15 protein-coding genes and 1 pseudogene are annotated in these 18,731 nt (G+C 69.8%); 8 read left to right on the top strand and 8 right to left on the bottom strand.

Annotated features, from left to right (window positions below; genetic code table 11):
• Nucleotides 1–105: 105 nt before the first annotated feature.
• Nucleotides 106–1,584 carry a MocR-like pyridoxine biosynthesis transcription factor PdxR gene (locus WS64_RS31225; RefSeq protein ID WP_060968850.1) on the bottom strand — a complete coding sequence of 493 codons (1,479 nt, stop codon included), beginning with the start codon at nt 1,582–1,584 and terminating at the stop codon, nt 106–108.
• A gap of 180 nt (nt 1,585–1,764) precedes the next feature.
• Between WS64_RS31225 and WS64_RS31220 the strand changes: the two genes are divergently transcribed.
• Nucleotides 1,765–2,967: a GNAT family N-acetyltransferase gene (locus WS64_RS31220; RefSeq protein ID WP_060968849.1), complete on the top strand. Its 1,203-nt coding sequence runs from the start codon at nt 1,765–1,767 to the stop codon at nt 2,965–2,967.
• Between the two features lie 23 nt (nt 2,968–2,990).
• Here the strand turns inward: WS64_RS31220 and WS64_RS31215 are convergent, their stop codons facing one another.
• Nucleotides 2,991–3,473 carry a DUF3331 domain-containing protein gene (locus WS64_RS31215; protein WP_060968848.1) on the bottom strand — a complete coding sequence of 161 codons (483 nt, stop codon included), beginning with the start codon at nt 3,471–3,473 and terminating at the stop codon, nt 2,991–2,993.
• A 201-nt stretch (nt 3,474–3,674) separates the two neighbouring features.
• On the opposite strand from WS64_RS31215, the gene WS64_RS31210 reads away from it, so the two are divergent.
• From WS64_RS31210 to WS64_RS31195, 4 genes are all read left to right on the top strand, one after another.
• Complete coding sequence (locus tag WS64_RS31210) at nt 3,675–4,415, top strand: GNAT family N-acetyltransferase (protein WP_060968847.1); 741 nt, start codon at nt 3,675–3,677, stop codon at nt 4,413–4,415.
• 345 nt (nt 4,416–4,760) lie between these two features.
• Nucleotides 4,761–5,825 carry a 2,3-butanediol dehydrogenase gene (locus tag WS64_RS31205; RefSeq protein ID WP_059585032.1) on the top strand — a complete coding sequence of 355 codons (1,065 nt, stop codon included), beginning with the start codon at nt 4,761–4,763 and terminating at the stop codon, nt 5,823–5,825.
• Between the two features lie 331 nt (nt 5,826–6,156).
• Nucleotides 6,157–6,813, top strand: a complete 657-nt coding sequence (locus WS64_RS31200; RefSeq protein WP_059585133.1) for a VC0807 family protein — start codon at nt 6,157–6,159, stop codon at nt 6,811–6,813.
• 99 nt (nt 6,814–6,912) lie between these two features.
• Complete coding sequence (locus WS64_RS31195; RefSeq protein ID WP_060968961.1) at nt 6,913–7,779, top strand: CPBP family intramembrane glutamic endopeptidase; 867 nt, start codon at nt 6,913–6,915, stop codon at nt 7,777–7,779.
• A 27-nt stretch (nt 7,780–7,806) separates the two neighbouring features.
• Here WS64_RS31195 and WS64_RS31190 read toward each other — a convergent pair whose 3' ends face one another.
• From WS64_RS31190 to WS64_RS31170, 5 genes are all read right to left on the bottom strand, one after another.
• Nucleotides 7,807–8,787, bottom strand: coding sequence for an aldo/keto reductase (locus tag WS64_RS31190; RefSeq protein WP_060968846.1), 981 nt, complete (start codon nt 8,785–8,787; stop codon nt 7,807–7,809).
• Nucleotides 8,788–8,945: 158 nt separating this feature from the next.
• The gene (locus WS64_RS31185) at nt 8,946–9,617 is read right to left on the bottom strand and encodes a MarC family protein (RefSeq protein WP_059639557.1); all 672 of its coding nucleotides are present in this window, start codon (nt 9,615–9,617) and stop codon (nt 8,946–8,948) included.
• A 137-nt stretch (nt 9,618–9,754) separates the two neighbouring features.
• Nucleotides 9,755–10,555, bottom strand: coding sequence for an enoyl-CoA hydratase-related protein (locus tag WS64_RS31180; RefSeq protein WP_060968845.1), 801 nt, complete (start codon nt 10,553–10,555; stop codon nt 9,755–9,757).
• 39 nt (nt 10,556–10,594) lie between these two features.
• Complete coding sequence (gene paaK / locus WS64_RS31175; RefSeq protein ID WP_060968844.1) at nt 10,595–11,917, bottom strand: phenylacetate--CoA ligase PaaK; 1,323 nt, start codon at nt 11,915–11,917, stop codon at nt 10,595–10,597.
• Between the two features lie 53 nt (nt 11,918–11,970).
• A complete protein-coding gene (locus WS64_RS31170; RefSeq protein WP_060968843.1) occupies nt 11,971–13,527 on the bottom strand; it encodes a 3-hydroxyacyl-CoA dehydrogenase in 1,557 nt (518 codons plus the stop codon).
• 545 nt (nt 13,528–14,072) lie between these two features.
• Between WS64_RS31170 and WS64_RS31165 the strand changes: the two genes are divergently transcribed.
• Complete coding sequence (locus tag WS64_RS31165) at nt 14,073–15,161, top strand: calcium:cation antiporter (protein WP_060968842.1); 1,089 nt, start codon at nt 14,073–14,075, stop codon at nt 15,159–15,161.
• Between the two features lie 161 nt (nt 15,162–15,322).
• Here WS64_RS31165 and WS64_RS31160 read toward each other — a convergent pair whose 3' ends face one another.
• Nucleotides 15,323–16,231 (bottom strand): LysR family transcriptional regulator, encoded by a 909-nt coding sequence (locus WS64_RS31160; protein ID WP_059585024.1) that lies wholly within the window; start codon nt 16,229–16,231, stop codon nt 15,323–15,325.
• A 113-nt stretch (nt 16,232–16,344) separates the two neighbouring features.
• On the opposite strand from WS64_RS31160, the gene WS64_RS31155 reads away from it, so the two are divergent.
• Both WS64_RS31155 and WS64_RS31150 read left to right on the top strand, forming a co-directional pair.
• Nucleotides 16,345–17,283 (top strand): 2-hydroxyacid dehydrogenase, encoded by a 939-nt coding sequence (locus WS64_RS31155; RefSeq protein WP_060968960.1) that lies wholly within the window; start codon nt 16,345–16,347, stop codon nt 17,281–17,283.
• A gap of 64 nt (nt 17,284–17,347) precedes the next feature.
• Nucleotides 17,348–18,711 (top strand): annotated as a pseudogene (locus WS64_RS31150) (MFS transporter).
• Nucleotides 18,712–18,731 lie beyond the last annotated feature (20 nt).

The raw sequence follows: 18,731 nt of genomic DNA, 5'->3' as shown, positions 1-18,731 counted from the left end.
CGCGGTCGGAAATCGACAATATCGAGATATCGGCCGGATTCTTAAAATATTGAATGATTCGCGGCCCGCCATGGCCTTTAAAGCGCCGGGTATTGAATCCACCCGTCACGCATGACCCGCGCCCACCCGCTCCGCGATCGCCGACACCACCCGCAACATCGGCTCGAACGCATCCGCGGACGTATTGCCGAAACCGAGCACGAGCCCGTTGCCGGCCCGCGCCGCATCGATCGCGAAACCCGACAGCGGAAACGGCCCGATGCCGTGCGCGCGCGCCGCTTCGACGATCGCGCGATCGCGATAACGCGCCGGCAGCCGCAGCGCGAGATGCAGCCCGCAGGGGCCGCCCTCGACCTGGTGCGGCACGCTCAGGCTGCTGTCGAGCGCGGCGAGCAGCACACGCCGCCGGTCGCGATACAGCCGGCGCATCCGGCCGAGATGCCGGCCGTACTCGCCCGTCTCGATGAAATCGGCGAGCGCGAGCTGCACATGGCGCGTCCCGCCGCGCAGCATCTCCGGCAACGCCGGCCGCACGGCGGCCAGCAACGTGTCGGGCAGCACGAGAAAACCGATCCGCAGCGCCGGAAACATCGTCTTGCTGAACGAGCCGAGATAGACGACCGGCGAATCGGGCGCGAGCCCCTGCATCGCGCCGATCGGCTCGCCGGTGTGACGGAATTCGCTGTCGTAGTCGTCCTCGATGATCCATGCGCGATGGCGGCGTGCCGCATCGATCAGCGCCAGCCGGCGCGAGATCGACAGCACCGCGCCGGTCGGGAACTGGTTCGACGGCGTCGTGTAGACGAGGCGCGGCGGCCGCTCGCGCCAGTCGTCCGGTTCCGCGCGCAGCCCTTCCGCGTCGACGGGCATCGGCACGACGTCGAGGTCGGCCGCCTGCATCGCGGAGCGCGCGCCGCGATAGCCGGGCTCCTCGACCCACACCGTATCGCCCGGATTCGTCAGCAACTGCGCGCACAGCGCGATCGCGCCCTGTGCGCCTTCGGTGATCACGATCTGCTCGGGATCGCAACGCACGCCGCGCGTGACCGCCAGGTGGCGCGCGATCGATTCGCGCAACGCGGGCTCGCCGAGCGGATCGCCGTACGCGAGCAGGTCGCGGCCGGCGCGGCGCAATGCGCGATCGATCGCATGCCGCCACGCGTCCACCGGGAAATGCGACAGCGCGGGCACGCCCGGCCGGAAGCCCTCCGATTCGCCGGTGCCGACGAGGCTCGGGCGAATCCGGCCGAGCCGCTGCGCGACGGCTGGCGGCGCGGCACGCCGGCGCGGCGGCGCCGGCCGCGACAGCCCGACGACCCGCGTGCCGCGACGGTCCGACTGCAGGAAGCCTTCGGCGACGAGCTGCTCGTATACGGCGGCCGTCGTATTGCGCGACACGCCGAGCGTGTCGGCCAGCGCGCGCGTGCCGGGCAGCCGCGTGCCGGCCGGCATCGCGCCGCCGAGAATCGCGTCGCGCAAGCGGCGCAGCAGCTGGCGCTGCAGCGACGGGGCGCCGGGCGTACGGGCCAGCGGCGCATCGAGCGGCAGCAACGGCGTGTCGCCGGGAAGAAAGGCAGTCGTCATCGGAACATCGCGGCGTGAAGAGGTCGGAACGGGACGGATGGTGAGCGGCGTGCGGCCGGCGGCCACCGACCGTGGCACCATAAATTTGCCGCACGCTGGCGCTTCTCATGGTACCTCGCCGCGACTACGATCGTCTGCATGCCGGCATGTCGCCGGCCGCCAACCGAAGCGAGATCGACCTTGCCCACGCTCACCAACGCTTTCCAGCAGCCCATCGGCCGACCCGTTCCCGACTGGTCCGCGCGCCCGCGCCCCGAGCGCATCGCGCTCGAAGGCCGCTACTGCCGGCTCGAACCGCTCGACGCCGAACGCCACGCGGCCGATCTGTACGCCGCGTACGCGCAGGCGCCCGACGGCCGCGACTGGACCTATCTGGCGCACGGCCCGTACGCCGACGCGTCCAGCTACCGCGACTACGCGCGCGGCGCGCAAGCGAGCGCCGATCCGCTGCACTACACGGTGATCGATCGCGCCACGGGCCGCGCGGTCGGCACGCTCGCGCTGATGCGCATCGATCCGGCCAACGGCGTGATCGAGGTCGGTTCCGTCACGTTCTCGCCGCTGCTCAAGCGCACGCCGGTATCGACCGAAGCGCAGTTCCTGCTGATGAAGTATGCGTTCGATACGCTCGGCTACCGCCGCTACGAATGGAAGTGCGACGACCTGAACGCGCCGTCGCGCAAGGCGGCCGCGCGCCTCGGCTTCCGCTACGAGGGCACGTTCCGGCAGGCGATGGTCTACCGCGGCCGCAATCGCGACACCGCGTGGTTCTCGATCATCGACGGCGAATGGCCGGACGTCCGCGCCGCGTTCGAAGCCTGGCTCGCGCCGGAGAACTTCGACGCCGAAGGCAACCAGCGCCTGTCGCTCACCGCGATCCGCCACGCGCAGTCCAGCGCGCGCGACGCGGCCAGCCGCGCGAACGACGCGACGCGCGTCACGGTGCGCCCGCTCGTCGCCGCCGACGAAGCCGCGTGGCGGCCGCTGTGGCAGGGTTACCAGACGTTCTATGACACCGCGCTGAGCGACGCGGTGTTCGCGACCACATGGGCGCGCCTGATGGATCCGGACGAGCCGATGTTCGTGCTCGGCGCGTTCGATGCGTCGGGTGCGCTGGTCGGGATCGTGCACGCGATCTACCACCGCTCGTGCTGGACCGAAGGGCCGTACTGCTACCTGCAGGATCTGTACACGGCGCCCGACGCGCGCGGCCAGGGCGCGGGCGGCGCGCTGATCGAGGCCGTGTACGAACGGGCCCGGGAAGCCGGCGCGAGCCGCGTGTACTGGCTCACGCACGAGACCAACACGACCGCGCGCGCGCTGTACGACAAGCTCGCGAACAACGCCGGCTTCATCCAGTACCGGCACGATCTGAAGAAATGACGTCGCTCCCCGACGGCCGATGTTCAGCCATGAGCATCGGCCGGATGGCGTGCGCCACCGTCTTCCGGCGCGCCATCGTGCGCCGCACCGGCCACGCCCGGCACCGCGGCCGGACAGATCATCTCGTCGCCATTGGCCGGCACGGGCCGCCGCACCGGCCGGAACACCGGCTCGCCCGGCTCGATCGGCTGCCCGGACAGCGCGCAGCGCCCGGGCTGCAACGCGACGCGCAGGCGCCAGCGCTGCTCGCCGTAATGACACCGGCCGCTGTCGACCCAGCGCACCAGCAGCGCGTCGTCGCCCGCCTCCAGCACCGTGACGAACAGTTGCGGGCGCAACGGCGACGCCGCGGCGGCCGCGTGCTCCGGAATCGGCGTACGGCCGATCGTCACGAGCGGATGCGCGACCGCGCCGCCGCGCGACGGCATCGCATCGTCTTCGTCCAACGCCGACGCGTCGCACGACAGGTCTTCTTCGCAGATCGGGCTTTCCATGGTGTTGAGCATGCTTGGCGGCCGCGTGCAACGGGATGCCGCACGCGAGCGCAATCGGACTGGCGCACATGATACAAATTGAAGTCAACTTCAAGTAAAGGGGTAGCGTGCGCAACGATCCGTTTCGGCGATCGCGGCAATGGCCGGCGCGACACGCGACGGCATCCTGGTCTAAGCTGGCGCCTTCCCCCTGACAACGCCGCGCCCCTACGCATGCCGACCGCCTCCCCCGCCCCGGCCACGCTGTTCCCGCTCGACGAAGCCTGGTCCGATTTCCCCCGCCGCAAGGCGGCCGTACGCGCGTTCATCGCCGGGTACTGCGCCGCGCGCGACCGGCGCGACGCGCCGCTGCACGACGGCCCGGACGGCCATGTCGTGCAGTTCGACCGCGCGATGGGCCGGCCTTTCGAGCATTTCATGATCGAGGGTGCGCCCGAATCCGGCGCCGGCCCGTTTGCCGTCGGCGCGTGGATCACGCGTTACGGCGCGGCCCCGCTGCCGCCCGCGCTGCGGGGCAGGACGCGCCGGCTGACCGACGAGCATTTCATGGCCGCCGATATCGACGGGCTGTCCGGCGACGACGCGCTCGCGCAAGCGCTCGCCTGCGACACGCCGGACGCGATCCAAGCGTTCAACACGAGCGGCGCCTTCCCGCCGTTCCAGCCGAATCCCGCCGCGTTCCTGTTCGCGCACCGGCTCGACGGGCAGATCGCGGCCACCGCGCGCTACGGCTTCGCGTCGCCCCGCGATATCGTCGTCGACCGCGTCGGGACGGCGGACGCATACCGGCGCCGCGGCCTCGCGACGCAACTGCTCGCCGCGATCGTCGCGCACGCGCGGCACCGCGGTGCGCGCCGCGCGTGGCTCATCTCGACCGAAGCCGGTCAGCCGCTGTACCGCGCCGCCGGATTCACGTCGCTCGCCGCGGTTGCCGTGGACGAAGTGCTCGCCTGAACGCGAAGCGGGCAACGCCCCCGTCACGTTCGTCTCGCGATTCGTCTCATCACGGTGAGACGAACGTCCCGCCGTCTCACCCCGCCCGCCGTTTCGCTATCGCAGCAGAGCCGACGCTCCGTTTCTTCCGAATCGTTGCCGGCCGCCGGAAAGCGACATGGTGCAACGCACGCCACGCGTGCTTCCGCTTGCCACGCACCGCCCTGATTCACGCTGGCCCCGTTCCTGCATACCGGTCGATCGCGCAATCGCGCGACGGGCGCACCGGCAGCATTGCCGCGCACCCGACGACAACCCGACGGAGACAGCAACGTGAGTACACCGGCATCGATCACCCCGCCCAGCATGAAGGCCGCCGTCTGGCATGGCCGCCACGACATCCGCGTCGAAGAGGTTCCCGTTCCGCAGCGCCCGCCCGCGGGCTGGGTGACGATTCGCGTGCATTGGTGCGGCATCTGCGGCTCCGACCTGCACGAATACGTCGCCGGGCCCGTGTTCATCCCGGTCGACGCGCCGCACCCGCTGACCGGCCTGAAGGGCCAGTGCATCCTCGGCCACGAGTTCAGCGGCGAGATCGCCGAGTTGGGCGCGGGCGTGTCGGGCTTCGCGGTCGGCGACCGCGTGACGGCCGACGCGTGCCAGCATTGCGGCACCTGCTGGTACTGCCGGCACGGGCTGTACAACATCTGCGAGAACCTCGCGTTCACCGGGCTGATGAACAACGGCGCATTCGCCGAATACGTGAACGTGCCGGCCGAGCTGCTGTACAAGCTGCCCGACGATTTCCCGACCGAGGCCGGCGCGCTGATCGAACCGCTCGCGGTCGGGCTGCACGCGGTGAAGAAGGCCGGCAACATCGTCGGGCAGACCGTCGTCGTGGTCGGCGCGGGCACGATCGGCCTGTGCACGATCATGTGCGCGAAGGCCGCGGGCGCCGGGCGCGTGATCGCGCTGGAAATGTCGGCCGCGCGCAAGCAGAAGGCGCTGGAGGTGGGCGCGAGCGTCGTCATCGATCCGAAGACGTCCGATGCGATCGCCGAAGTCCGGGCGCTGACGGGCGGCTACGGCGCCGACGTGTCGTTCGAATGCATCGGGCACACGGCCACCGCGAAGCTCGCGATCGACGTGATCCGCAAGGCCGGCAAGTCGGTGATGGTCGGCATCTTCGAGGAACCGGCGCCGTTCAACTTCTTCGACATCGTGTCGACCGAGAAGGAAGTGATCGGCTCGCTCGCGTACAACGGCGAATTCGCGGACGTGATCCGCTTCATCGCGGACGGCCGCATCGACGTGCAGCCGCTCATCACCGGGCGCATCGCGCTCGGCGACATCGTCACGCGCGGCTTCGAGGAATTGGTCAACCACAAGGACCGCAACGTGAAGATCATCGTCCAGCCGGCCGTCTCCTGACCGCACGCGCGCGCTCGCGGCATCCGCGGCATCGATTCGCGCCGCGGCGCGCAGGCCGCCGCTCCGCCGTCGAGCGTCGCCCCAGCACGGGCGGCGCGCGTGATTCCGCCTCCCTTTCCCGCGTGGCGTGGCGCGCAACCCTCATCACCCCGGTCCGGGGCAGCCGCCACGCCGCGTTCCATCCGGACGCGGCACGCGGAAACATTCACAACCCCGAGCCCCGCGCGATTCTTCGATATACTGGACCGAACCCTTTTCAGGGCATTGTCGGGGCAACCGGGGCGACCACGCCTTTCGCGCGTTCGCCCCGACCTGCGTGGGATGGCGCACCGTGAAACCGCGAGCCGGACTGATACTCGAACTCTTCGTCAACCTCGTGCTGCCGTGGGTAGCCTATCGGGTCGCGCATCCGTATTTCGGCGAAACCGGCGCGCTGTACGCGTCCGCGGTTCCGCCGATCGTCTGGTCGATCGTCGAATTCATCCGCTCGCGCCGCATCGACGCGGTGGCGGCCATCGTGCTGCTCGGCATCACGCTGTCGATCGTCGGGATGGCGTTCGGCGGCAGCCCGCGCACGCTGCTGATGCGCGAATCGATCGGCTCGGGCACGATCGGCATCGTGTTCCTGCTGTCGCTGTTGCGCGAACGCCCGCTGATCTACTATCTGGCCCGCGCCACCGTGGCCCGCGAGATGGACGGCGGCGCCGCGCACTTCGAAGCCGTCTGGGACGCGCAGCCGGGCCTGCGGCAGATGCTGCGGCTGATGACGTTCGTGTGGGGCGCGATCATGACGCTCGAGATGCTGCTGCGCTGGTGGATGGTCGCCAACTGGCCGGTCGAACGCGTGCTCGTCGTGTCGCCGGTGATGGGCTACACGGTGTTCGGCTGCCTGCTGCTGTGGACGTTCTGGTATCGGCGGCGGATGCGCGTGCGCAACAGCGTCGACATCCCGGGCCGCGGCGGCGTCACGGAAACCGCCGGCCGCTGACACGCGGTGCGCCGGCTGACCGGCCGATGCCGCCCGGCCGCGTTTCACGGCGCCTGCTGTATGATGCGCGGCGTCTCGTCCGCCCATCCGTTTCCCGTCATGTCCCTTTCGCTCCTTCCGTGTGCCACGATCTGGATCGCCCTGTTCGCGGCCGCCGCATTCGCATGGCATCGCCCGCTGCACGGCCTGAGCATCGGCCTCGCCGCGCTCGGCTATGCGGGTGCGCTCGCGTTCGGCCAGCTTGCGCCGATCACGCTGGCGCCCTTCGCGCTGCTGATCGCGGCCGCGTGGGGCGTGCTGCCCCAGCGCCCGCTCGCGGTGCGCATCGCGGCGCACCTCGTCTTCGCCGCGCTGGCGATCGCGCTGAGCCTGCACCTGATTCCGGGCTTCCACAATCCGCGCGTGATCGGGCCGATCCGCTTCACACCGGACGCCGCGCCATTCACGATGTACCTGAACTTCGACAAGCCGCTCGTCGGGCTGTGGCTGTTGTGGGTGCTGCCGTGGGTCGCCCCCGGCGTCGCGCTGTCGCACGCGCTGCGCACCGGCGTCGTGGCGGCCGTCGCCACCGCCGCCGCGTGCCTGGCCGGCGCGCTCGCGTTCGGGATGGTCGGCTGGGCGCCCAAATGGCCGCCGTCGGGCTGGCTGTGGCTCGTGAACAACCTGTTGCTGGTGACGCTCGCCGAGGAAGGGCTGTTTCGCGGCTACGTGCAAGGCGGGCTGACCCGCATGTTGCGCGCGTACTCGTGGGGCCCGTGGGTCGCGCTCGCGGCCGGCGCGGTGCTGTTCGGCGCCGCGCACGCGGCGGGCGGCTGGCAATGGATCGTGCTCGGCACGGTGGCCGGCGTCGGCTACGGCCTCGCGTGGCGGCGCGGCGGACTGCTCGCCGCCGCGCTCGCGCACGCGGGGCTGAACGTCGTCCACTTCGGCCTGTTCACCTACCCGATGCTCGCCGCCGCGCGCTGAACGCGGCGCAGGTACCGCCGCCGTCGCTCAGTTGAACCCGGCGACCGCGTGCGGCACGTACGGGCGTTCGAGCGTGGCGATTTCATCGTCGGTCAGCTTCAGCGCGAGCGCGCCGAGCGCATCGTCCAGTTGCCGCGGCTTCGAAATGCCGACGATCGGTGCGGTCACGCCGCGCTTTTGCGCGACCCACGCCAGCGCGACCTGCGCCCGCGGCACGTTGCGCGCGGCGGCGATCGCCGCGACGGCCTCGACGACCGCCTTGTCCGCATCGGCCGTGGCGTCGTACAGCCGCTGGCCGACGTCGTCCTTCTGCTGCCGTTCCGACGATTCGTCCCAGTTGCGCGTCAGGCGCCCGCGCGCGAGCGGGCTCCACGGAATCACCGCGATGCCTTCGTCCTCGCACAGCGGCAGCATTTCGCGCTCTTCCTCGCGATACAGCAAGTTCAGGTGATTCTGCATGCTGACGAAGCGCGTCCAGCCGTTCTGCTTCGACGTGTGCAGCGCCTTCGCGAATTGCCACGCGAACATCGACGAGGCGCCGATATAGCGCGCCTTGCCGGCCTTCACGACATCGTGCAGCGCCTCGAGCGTCTCCTCGATCGGCGTGCCGTAGTCCCAGCGGTGAATCTGGTAGAGGTCGACGTAGTCGGTGCCGAGCCGCTTCAGGCTCTCGTCGATGTCGGTCATGATCGCCTTGCGCGACAGGCCGGCGCCGTTCGGCCCCGGCCGCATCCGGTAGAACACCTTGGTCGCGATCACGACGTCGTCGCGCTTCGCGAAATCGCGCAGCGCGCGGCCGACGATCTCCTCGGACGTTCCGTCCGAATACATGTTCGCGGTGTCGAAGAAGTTGATGCCGGCCTCGACCGCCCGCTGGATGATCGGGCGGCTTTCCGCTTCCGGCAGCGTCCACGGATGCGTGCCGCGCGACGGCTCGCCGAACGTCATGCAGCCCAGCACCAGCTTCGACACGTCCAGCCCGGTCGAACCGAATTTCACGTATTCCATTGCACGCCTCGCCAATCAGGTGGGGATTGCGGCCGGATGCGCGCCGCGCATCCGCCAGACGTCGCATGGTATCCCGCATGCGGCGAACGCGCATGACCGCGCGCCGCGTGCAGGCTGCGTGAAAGGAGCCCCTTGAAGGATGAACCGGGCGGCCCCGGTTACCTGGCCTGATCGGCGAGCGGCTGCAGGAACGCGGAGAAGCCGGTCAGCATGATCTGCACGCCGATGCACAGCAGCAGGAACGCCGACACGCGTTTCGCGACCTTCGTCCCTTCGCTGCCGAGGTAGCGCGCGAGCAGCGCGGAGCGGCTGTAGACCTGCCAGATCACGAGCGCGACGAGCACGGACACGGCGATCGACACGATGCTCGACAGCGCGAACTCCGACAGCTTGTGCGTGCGGTTCGCGTTCAGCGCGATCGCGGTCGCGATCGAGCCGGGGCCGACCGTCAGCGGCATGGTCAGCGGGAAGAACGCGCGCGTCATGATCGCGTTCGCGTCGATCGGCTTGACCGGCGTGTCGCCGCCGCCGGGCCCGTCCGGTTCGTTCAGCATCTGCCAGCCGGCCACGGCAACCGCGAAGCCGCCGCCGATCCGCAGCGCTTCCATCGAGATCCCGAAGAAATGCAGCACCGGCGTGCCGGCGAAGAATGCGACCATCAGCACGACGAACGCATTGAACGCGACCTTCCGCGCGAGCAGATCCCGTTCATGCGCGGTGAGCGCCTCGGTCCGTTCGAGAAACAGGAACGCGATGCCGATCGGATTGATGATGCCGATCAGGCCGGTAAAGCCGAACAGGATCTCGGAGACAAGGCGGTTGACGATCATCGTGCGAAGCATCGGTCGGGACGGGGCCGGCAGCGCGCCGGGGGTCACGCATTGTAGTGCAAGCGCCCGTGCCCGAGACGCAAAATGCGGCCGCCCCGGTTTCGGCGTCGATCGTCATGAACGATCGTCGCGCAGCCTTATTCGGCGCCCGTCTCCCACGCCGGCGGCCGCTTCGCGAAGAAGGCCGCGAAGCCTTCCTTTGCTTCCGGCGTCGCCCGCACGCGGGAGATCGTCTGCGCCGTGAACGCCGCGCGCTCATCCGACGGCGGGTACTCGCCGATCGCGTCGAAAAAGCGCTTGATCTCCATCAGCGCGTGCGGGCCGTTGCGGCCGAGTTCCGCGAGCGTCCGCTCGAGCGTGTCGTCCAGCGCATCGAGCGGCACGGCCTGATGAATCAGCCCGATCGCCACGGCTTCGGCGGCCGCGAGCTGCGTCGCGGTCAGCGCGAGACGGCGCGCCTGGCGTTGCCCGACCGCCTCGACCAGATACGGGCCGATCACGGCCGGCAGGATCCCGAAGCGCGCCTCGCTGACCGAAAAGCGCGCGTGGTCGCTCGCAATCACGATGTCGCACGCGGCGCACAGGCCCACCCCGCCGCCGAACGCGTGGCCCTGCACGCGGGCGACCGTCGGTTTCGGGCATTGCCGGATCGCGCGCATCATCGCGGCGAACCGCTCGGCGTCGCGCAGGTTCGCGGCCGCGTCGTTCGCGCTCGCACGCTGCATCCACTGCAGGTCGGCGCCCGCGCAAAATGCGCGGCCGTCCGAACGCAGCACGATCGCGCGTACGTCGTCGCGCCGGCCGAGCGTCGCGAACGCGTCGGTCAGCTCCGCGATCATCGTCTCGTCGAACGCGTTCAGCACGTCGCCGCGCTGCAGCGCGACGGTCGCGATGCCGCGCGTATCGACCGTGACGGCCAGGGTCTTCAATCCATCCATCGAACAGGTTTCCTCGGGTAGAACGGCATCCATCGACAATCAGGCGGCCTGGCGGCGATCGATCACGCGCCGCGCCTTGCCGGTCGCGCTCGCGGGAATGCCGCCGGCCGCGAGCACCGTCACGCCGGACGACACGCCGACCATCGTCTTGATCCGGTGCTGCAGCTCGCGCGCGAGCGCCGCGCGGTCGCCGTCGGAAACGGACGCCGCGGCCTCGGAGCGCAACTCGACCGCGAGGTCGAGCCGGTCCATGTGACCGTCGCGCGACAGCGTGATCTGGAATTGGCCCGACAACTGCGGCAGCGCGACGACGATCTCCTCGATCTGGCTCGGGAACACGTTCACGCCGCGCACGATCAGCATGTCGTCGGAGCGGCCCGTGATCTTCGCGAGACGGCGCATCGCGCGCGCGGTCGGCGGCAGCAGCGCGGTGAGGTCGCGCGTGCGGTAGCGGATCACCGGCATCGCCTCCTTCGTCAGCGACGTGAACACGAGCTCGCCCTGGCTGCCGTCGGGCAGTACTTCGCCGGTGACGGGGTCGATGATCTCCGGGTAGAAATGGTCCTCCCAGATCACCGGGCCGTCCTTCGTCTCGACGCATTCGCACGCGACGCCCGGGCCCATCACTTCCGACAGCCCGTAGATGTCGAGCGCGTCGATGCCCGCGCGCGTCTCCACTTCGTCGCGCAGCGCCTGCGTCCACGGCTCGGCGCCGAAGATGCCGATCTTCAGCGACGATTCGGCCGGGTCCATCCCTTGCCGCACCATCTCGTCGATCAGGTTCAGCATGTACGACGGCGTGACGAGGATGATCTTCGGCTCGAAATCGCGAATCAGTTGCACCTGCTTCTCGGTCTGCCCGCCGGACATCGGCACGACCATGCAGCCGAGCCGCTCCGCGCCGTAGTGAATCCCGAGACCGCCGGTGAAAAGCCCGTAGCCGAACGCGTTGTGCAGCGTATCGCCCGGGCGGCCGCCGGCCGCGCGGATCGAGCGCGCGGTCACGTTCGCCCACGTGTCGATGTCGCGCGCGGTGTAGCCGACGACCGTCGGCTTGCCGGTCGTGCCGCTCGATGCGTGCACGCGCACGACCTGCTCGCGCGGCACCGCGAAGAGGCCGAACGGATAGTTGTCGCGCAGGTCGCTCTTGGTCGAGAACGGGAACTTCGCGAGATCGGCGAGCGACTTCAGATCGTCCGGATGCACGCCTGCCGCATCGAACGTGCGCCGATAGTGCGGGACGTTGTCGTACGCGTGGCGCAGCGACCACTTGAGGCGGTCGAGCTGCAGCGCCTGCAGTTCGTCGCGGCTGGCGGTCTCGATCGGCTCGAGGGCGGCGGCGGGGTGCGTCGGGTGAGTCATCGGGGGCTCCTCCAAGGAGTGATGTCGTTATCGTGTTCGAGGTGACGAGGCGGTCACGACCGGAACATGCGGCCGGCCGCATGCAGCGCGGCGAGCCGCGGCGACACGCGATAGCGGTCCTCGCCGTAGCTCGCCGCCAGGTTCGACAGCACGCGGTGCACGCGGCCGATGCCGATTGCATCGGCCCACGCGAGCGGGCCGCACGGGTAGTTCACGCCCTTCTCCATCGCGAGGTCGAGATCGGCCGGCGAGCACACGCCCTGGTTCACCGTGTCGGCGGCTTCGTTCGCGAGCATCGCGACGGTGCGCATCGCGACCATGCCCGGCACGTCAGCCAAGCCGACGACGCGAAAGCCCGCCTGCTGAAAGAGCCCGACCGCATCGGCGTACGCGGCGTCGCTACACTGGAGCGCGCGCGTCAGCGCAACGAGCCTGGCCTGCGCGTAATCGCGTGCGAGGTCGACGAGCACGAGATCGGCCACGCCGGTTTGCGCGGCGCGCGCCGTGGCCGTCCGGCCGTCGGTCAGCGCGATCGACGCTCGGCCGGCCGTTGCGAGCAGTTCGTCCGGCTGCACGCCGGCCTGCCGGACGCCGTCGATACGTTCGGCCAAGCGTGCGTGCAACGCGGCGGCCGGGCCGTCCTGCGCAAACAGCACGACGTCGGCCGGCGCGGCGCGCGGCGGTTCGAGATCGGGGGCGGGCGGCGTCGCGCCGTCCGCATAAGAATAGAAGCCGCGCCCGGACTTGCGCCCGAGAAAGCCCGCGTTCACGAGTTCCTGCTGGATCAGCGACGGCGTGTAGCGCGGGTCGTTGAAGTACGCGCGGAACACCGACTCGGTCACCGCGAAGTTCACGTCGTGGCCGATCAGGTCCATCAGCTCGAACGGCCCCATCCGGAAGCCGGCGGCTTCGCGCATCACCGCGTCGATCGTGGCCGGCGCGCCGCCCTGCTCGTTCAGCACGCGCAGCGCCTCCGCGTAATACGGCCGCGCGACGCGGTTCACGATGAAGCCCGGCGTCGATTTCGCCATCACCGGTTGCTTGCCCCACGCAGCGGCGGTCGCAACGAGCATCCGGGCGATATCGGGCGCGGTTGCGAGCCCGCTGACCACCTCGACGAGCGCCATCAGCGGCGCCGGATTGAAGAAATGCAGGCCGGCGACGCGCTGCGGCACGCGCAGCCCGGCCGCGATCGACGTGATCGAGATCGACGACGTGTTGGTCGCCAGTACGCACGCGTCGTCGACATGGCGCTCGAGGGTCGCGAAGATCTCGCGCTTCACGTCGAGCCGTTCGGCCGCCGCCTCGACGATCAGCGCGGCGCCCGCGAAATCGGCCAGCGCGCGCACCGCGCGGATCCGGTTGCCGGCCGCGTCGGCCTGCGCCGGTTCGAGCCGGCCCTTCTCCGCCAGCCGCGCGAACTGTGCACGGATGCCGGCCAGCGCCTTGTCGCAGGCCGCTTCGTTCAGGTCGTACAGCAACACCGGATGGCCGGCCGCCGCCGCGACCTGTGCAATGCCCGCGCCCATCGCGCCGGCGCCGATCACGCCGACGACGGCCGACGGCGCCAGCGCGCCCGAGTTCACCGAATGTGCAGAGGAAACAGCCATCGCTTGCGATCCGTCATGAAGTGGAAGTGCGAGCGATTATAAACCGACCGGTCGGTATATTTATGTCAGGGTGCGCCCGAATGTCTTGCAAGAGACCATGACGAAAACCGCAACGACAAAAAAATCGAAAGAGTGCGGCACTTTTTGCAAACCGAAAGGTCAATGTAAGCGCTCGAATATGAGATAGCGACCCCGCAACGCCTGATAAAATTCGACAAATTGCCGGATTGAAGGGGGAAACGCGTGTCGCGCCGTCACCGCCGTCCATCGCCGGCCGTCCTTATGGGGGCGAATCGAGCCACCAGCCCGCGCGTCGCCACCCATGCTTGTCTCGCTGTCCGCAGGCAGCCGCATCGAACCGTTTCGTCCCGCGACGGGCCTCGGCCCGCCCGCGCCCCTCGCCGCCTCGCGGCAGCGAACCCGGGCAGCGCCATTGCGCGCTGCCGCCCTTCGGTTTCATCGTCCTCGTTCGGCGGATAGTACGGCCGGGCTTCATCAACCCGTGACGGCGCGTCGCGCGCCGCCACTCGCATAAGGAAACCCTCATGCCGCTCTCGTCCAACCAGCTCCCGCGCTGGACCGTCTGGGCCCCGCTTGCCGCCTGGCTGGTGCTCGCGCTGTCGCGCGTCGTGCCGGCCGAAGGCCTCGTCATCGCGGTGTTCGCGGCCGCGCTCGCCGGCGCCGTGTTCTCCGCCGTCCACCATGCGGAAGTCGTCGCGCACCGCGTCGGCGAACCGTTCGGCACGCTCGTGCTCGCGGTCGCCGTGACCGTCATCGAAGTCGCGCTGATCGTGTCGGTGATGCTCGGCGCGGGCCCCGAGAAATCGGGCCTTGCCCGCGACACCGTGTTCGCCGCCGTGATGATCATCTGTAACGGCATCGTGGGCATCTGCCTGCTGGTCGGCGCATGGAAGCACGGCGAACAGGATTTCCAGGGGCGCGGCGCGAGCAAGGCGCTCGCGGTGCTCGCGTCGCTGTCGGTTCTGTCGCTCGTGATGCCGAACTACCTGAACGCCGCGCCGGGCCCGTTCTTCTCGAAATCGCAGCTTGCGTTCGCCGGCGTCGCGTCGCTCGTGCTGTACGGCGCATTCGTGTTCGTGCAGACCGTGCGCCACCGCGACTACTTCCTCGCCGAGCACGACAGCGCCAACGAAGCGGTGCACGCGGCGGCGCCGAGCAACCGCACCGCGGCCATCAGCATGGTGCTGCTGTTCGCGAGCCTCGTCGCGGTCGTGCTGCTCGCGAAGCTGCTGTCGCCGGCCGTCGAGCACGCGGTGCTGAAGCTCGGCGCGCCCGAAGCCGCGGTCGGTATCGTGATCGCCGCGCTCGTGCTGCTGCCGGAAGGGCTCGCGGCCGTCACCGCCGCGCGTGCGAACCGGTTGCAGACCAGCATGAACCTCGCGCTCGGGTCGGCGCTCGCGAGCATCGGGCTCACGATCCCGACCGTCGCGGCCGTGTTCATCTGGGTCGGCCAGCCGCTCACGCTCGGGATCGGCGCGATGGAAACCGTCCTGCTCGCGCTCACGCTGCTGGTCAGCACGCTCACGCTGAGCCAGGGGCGCACGACGGTGCTGCACGGCGTCGTGCATGTCGCGCTGTTCGCCGCGTACCTGTTCCTGTCGATCACCCACTGACGTGCCTGTGCGCGCGGCCCGGCGGATGCGCTCCGCCGGGCCGCGCGCACGTCTTCGAGCCCCGCCCTCATCCCTCGCTTCACGCCGCCGTCAGCGGGCCGCCATCGCACGTCGCGCCACGCGGAACGGGCGAGCAAGCGCCGCTAGGGCGGGTTCACGCCCTAGACGCCCGCGTCGTCCGTGCTTTCGGTCAGAAACCGCTCGACCATCGCGTTGAACACCGGCAGCGCCGGGTTGTCGTTGTCCGCGCGCCAAGCGAGATACAGCTCCGCCGCCACGTTGACGCCCGCGAGCGGCCGGAACACCACGCCGTCGACATGAAGCTCGCGCGCCGACGCCGGCACCAGCGCCGCGCCGAGCCCCGCGCGCACGAGGCCGAGGATCGTATGCGTCTGGCCGACGTAGTGCAGGTAGTTCGGCAGCCGCCCGGCGCCCGCGAACATCCCCGAGATCATGTCGTGGAAATACTTGCCCTCGTTCGGCGAATACGCGATGAACGGCTGCCGGTCGAGCTCGTCGGGGCCGATCTGCTCATAGGCCGCGAGCGGCGCGCCTTCCGCGACCGCGACGAGCATCGGCTCGCGCTGCACGAGCCGGTATTCGAGCGGCTGGCGCGCGGCGCGCTGGCGCACGAAACCCGCGTCGAGCATCCGCGACGCGAGCGCGTCGATCTGCACGGTCGACACCATCTCCCGCAGTTCGACGTCGACGTCCGGCAACGCGTGCGCCGCATGCGCGAGCAGCACCGGGATCATCCGGTACGCACTGACGGCCGTGAACCCCAGCGTGATGCGCCCGGCCCCGCCGTGCGCGACACGCTGCGCGGCCTGTTCGGCGCGCGCGGAGAATTCGAGGATGTGCCGCGCATCGCGCAGGAAGCGCTCGCCGGCCGCGGTCAGGCTGACCTGCCGGCTGCTGCGCTCGAGCAGCGCGATGCCGAGCGCGTGCTCGAGCAACTGGATTTGCCGGCTGAGCGGCGGCTGGGTCATGAAGAGCCGCCGGGCCGCGCGGCCGAAATGCAGCTCTTCGGCAACCGCGACGAAGCAGCGAAGCTGGTGCAGTTCAATCATTCAAATCTTGAATCAATCGATAGTCTTTTGATGTTAGACGCATATCGATGCGATTTCTATACTCGGTTCCACCTGATGCGCGGCCCGCGCCGCGCACGACGACCGAGACCTTCATGACCATCGACATCCTGCTGACCCAGCCGCTCCCCGACGCGATCGACGCCGAACTCGCCGCCCGCTACACCGTGCACCGGCTGTATGCGGCCGAGCAACCGGAAGCACTGCTCGATCGCGTGGCACCGCGTATTCGCGGCGTCGTGACGGGCGGCGCGAACGGCCTGTCCGCCGCGCTGATGGAGCGGCTCGGCGCGCTCGAGATCGTCGCGATCAACGGCATCGGCACCGACGCGGTCGATCTCGATCGTGCCCGGGCGCGCGGCATCCACGTGACGACGACGCCCGACGTGCTGACCGACGACGTCGCCGACATGGCGCTGGGGCTGATCCTGATGACCCTGCGCGACCTCGGCGCCGGCGAGCGGATCGTGCGCGCCGGCCGCTGGGGCAAAACGGCCCAGCCGCTCGCGACGCAGGTCACGGGCAAGCGGCTCGGCATCGTCGGGCTCGGCCGCGTCGGACGCGCGATCGCGCAGCGCGCGCGGGCGTTCCGGATGCCCGTCAGTTACTTCGGGCCTCGCGAGCATCGCGACAGCGGCTATCGCTTCGTGCCCGACCTCGCCGCGCTCGCGCATGACAGCGACGTGCTCGTGATCGCGGCCTCGGCCGATCACGGCAACGTGCTCGTGACGGCCGACGTGCTCGCCGCGCTCGGCCCCAAAGGATTCCTGATCAACGTCGCGCGCGGCAAGCTGGTCGACGAAGCTGCGCTCGTGCGCGCGCTGGCCGACGGCACGATCGCCGGCGCCGGTCTCGACGTGTTCGCGAACGAACCGCACGTGCCGGCCGCGCTGCTCGAACTCGACCGCGTCGTCGTGCAGCCGCACCGCGCGAGCGCCACGCATGAAACGCGCGAGGCAATGGGCCGCATCGTGCTCGCGAACCTCGCCGCGTGCTTCGCGGGCCAGCGCCCGCCGACCAGCGTCACGCACTGAGCGCGGCGCCGCCCCTTCCATTACGACACGGATGCCTCCGCACGACGGAGGCCAGGAGACACGCATGTCCAATCGATCCAGCGGCGCCGCCGTCGCCGCCTCGCCCGCCGCATCGCGCACGATCGGCCGCGTCCGTTATGCGGTCCTCGCGCTGATTTTCGCGGTTACCGTCGTCAACTACGCGGACCGCGCGACGATGTCGATCGCCGGCACCGGCGTCGCCCACGACCTCGGGCTCACGCCCGTGCAGCTCGGCGTCGTCTTTTCGGCGTTCGCCTGGGCCTATGCGATCGGCCAGATTCCGGGCGGCTGGCTGCTCGACCGCTTCGGAGCAAGGCGCGTGTACGGCCTGAGCCTGTTGCTGTGGTCGGTATTCACGATGCTGCAGGGCACGGTCGGCGCGTTCGCCGTGCACGGCGCGGCCGCGACGCTGGCGCTGTTCGTCATGCGCTTCATGCTCGGGCTCGTCGAATCGCCGGCGTTTCCGGCCAATTCGCGGATCGTCGCATGCTGGTTCCCGACGGCCGAACGCGGCACCGCGTCGGCCTTGTTCAATTCCGCGCAATACATGGCCGTCGTGCTGTTCACACCGGCGATGGCATGGCTCACCCATGCGCTCGGCTGGGAACACGTGTTCCTGTGGATGGGGCTGCTCGGCATCGCGCTCGCCGCGCTGTGGTTCGCGTGGTATCGCGAGCCGCACGGCCACCCGCGCATGACGGACGCGGAGCGCGACTACCTGCGCGCCCACGGCGCGCTCGTCGATCTCGAGGCGAACCGTATGCGCGAGCGGCCGCGCGCGTCGTGGCACGACGTGTCGCAACTGTTCCGCCACCGAACCTGTGGGCGATCTACATCGGCCAGTACAGCATCACGGCGCTCACCTACTTCTTCATTACGTGGTTCCCGATCTACCTGATCAAGGGGCGCGGAATGACGATCATGGAAGCCGGCTGGGTCGCCGCGCTGCCGGCGATCTGCGGCTTCACGGGCGGCGTGCTCGGCGGCGTGCTGTCGGACTGGCTGATCCGGCGCGGCATGCATCCGTCGAAGGCACGCAAGACGCCGTTCGTCGCGGGGATGGCGATGGCGACGCTGCTCGTGCTCGCGAACGGCGCATCGTCGAACGCGGCCGTGATCGCGCTGATGACGGTCGCGTTCTTCGGCAAGGGGCTCGCGGCGGTCGGATGGGCCGTGCTCGCCGACACGGCGCCGGAAGGCATGGTCGGGCTGAGCGGCGGCGTCTTCAACGGCCTCGGCAACATCGCCGGGATCGTCACGCCGCTCGTGATCGGCTACTTCGTCGCCAGCACGGGTTCGTTCGCCGGTGCGCTGTGGTTCGTCGCCGCGCACGGGCTGATCGGCATGGCCGCGTACGGGTGGCTCGCGGGCCGCTTCGAGCGGATCCGCATCGCGCCAGCCGCATGAATGCCGCGGCGGCACACCGG

It is taken from the genome of Burkholderia anthina, assembly GCF_001547525.1.
In the GTDB taxonomy this organism is placed as follows: domain Bacteria; phylum Pseudomonadota; class Gammaproteobacteria; order Burkholderiales; family Burkholderiaceae; genus Burkholderia; species Burkholderia semiarida.
The sequence above is the reverse complement of the archived record's forward strand: the minus strand, read 5'-3'. Positions and strand labels throughout refer to the sequence as shown.

Coding starts and splice junctions, on each gene's coding strand:
- WS64_RS31225 (WP_060968850.1), bottom strand. CDS start 1,584: ATGACGACTGCCTTTCTTCCCGGCGACACGCCGTTGCTGCCGCTCGAT.
- WS64_RS31215 (WP_060968848.1), bottom strand. CDS start 3,473: ATGCTCAACACCATGGAAAGCCCGATCTGCGAAGAAGACCTGTCGTGC.
- WS64_RS31210 (WP_060968847.1), top strand. CDS start 3,675: ATGCCGACCGCCTCCCCCGCCCCGGCCACGCTGTTCCCGCTCGACGAA.
- WS64_RS31205 (WP_059585032.1), top strand. CDS start 4,761: ATGAAGGCCGCCGTCTGGCATGGCCGCCACGACATCCGCGTCGAAGAG.
- WS64_RS31195 (WP_060968961.1), top strand. CDS start 6,913: ATGTCCCTTTCGCTCCTTCCGTGTGCCACGATCTGGATCGCCCTGTTC.
- WS64_RS31190 (WP_060968846.1), bottom strand. CDS start 8,787: ATGGAATACGTGAAATTCGGTTCGACCGGGCTGGACGTGTCGAAGCTG.
- WS64_RS31185 (WP_059639557.1), bottom strand. CDS start 9,617: ATGATCGTCAACCGCCTTGTCTCCGAGATCCTGTTCGGCTTTACCGGC.
- WS64_RS31180 (WP_060968845.1), bottom strand. CDS start 10,555: ATGGATGGATTGAAGACCCTGGCCGTCACGGTCGATACGCGCGGCATC.
- paaK (WP_060968844.1), bottom strand. CDS start 11,917: ATGACTCACCCGACGCACCCCGCCGCCGCCCTCGAGCCGATCGAGACC.
- WS64_RS31170 (WP_060968843.1), bottom strand. CDS start 13,527: ATGGCTGTTTCCTCTGCACATTCGGTGAACTCGGGCGCGCTGGCGCCG.
- WS64_RS31165 (WP_060968842.1), top strand. CDS start 14,073: ATGCCGCTCTCGTCCAACCAGCTCCCGCGCTGGACCGTCTGGGCCCCG.
- WS64_RS31160 (WP_059585024.1), bottom strand. CDS start 16,231: ATGATTGAACTGCACCAGCTTCGCTGCTTCGTCGCGGTTGCCGAAGAG.
- WS64_RS31155 (WP_060968960.1), top strand. CDS start 16,345: ATGACCATCGACATCCTGCTGACCCAGCCGCTCCCCGACGCGATCGAC.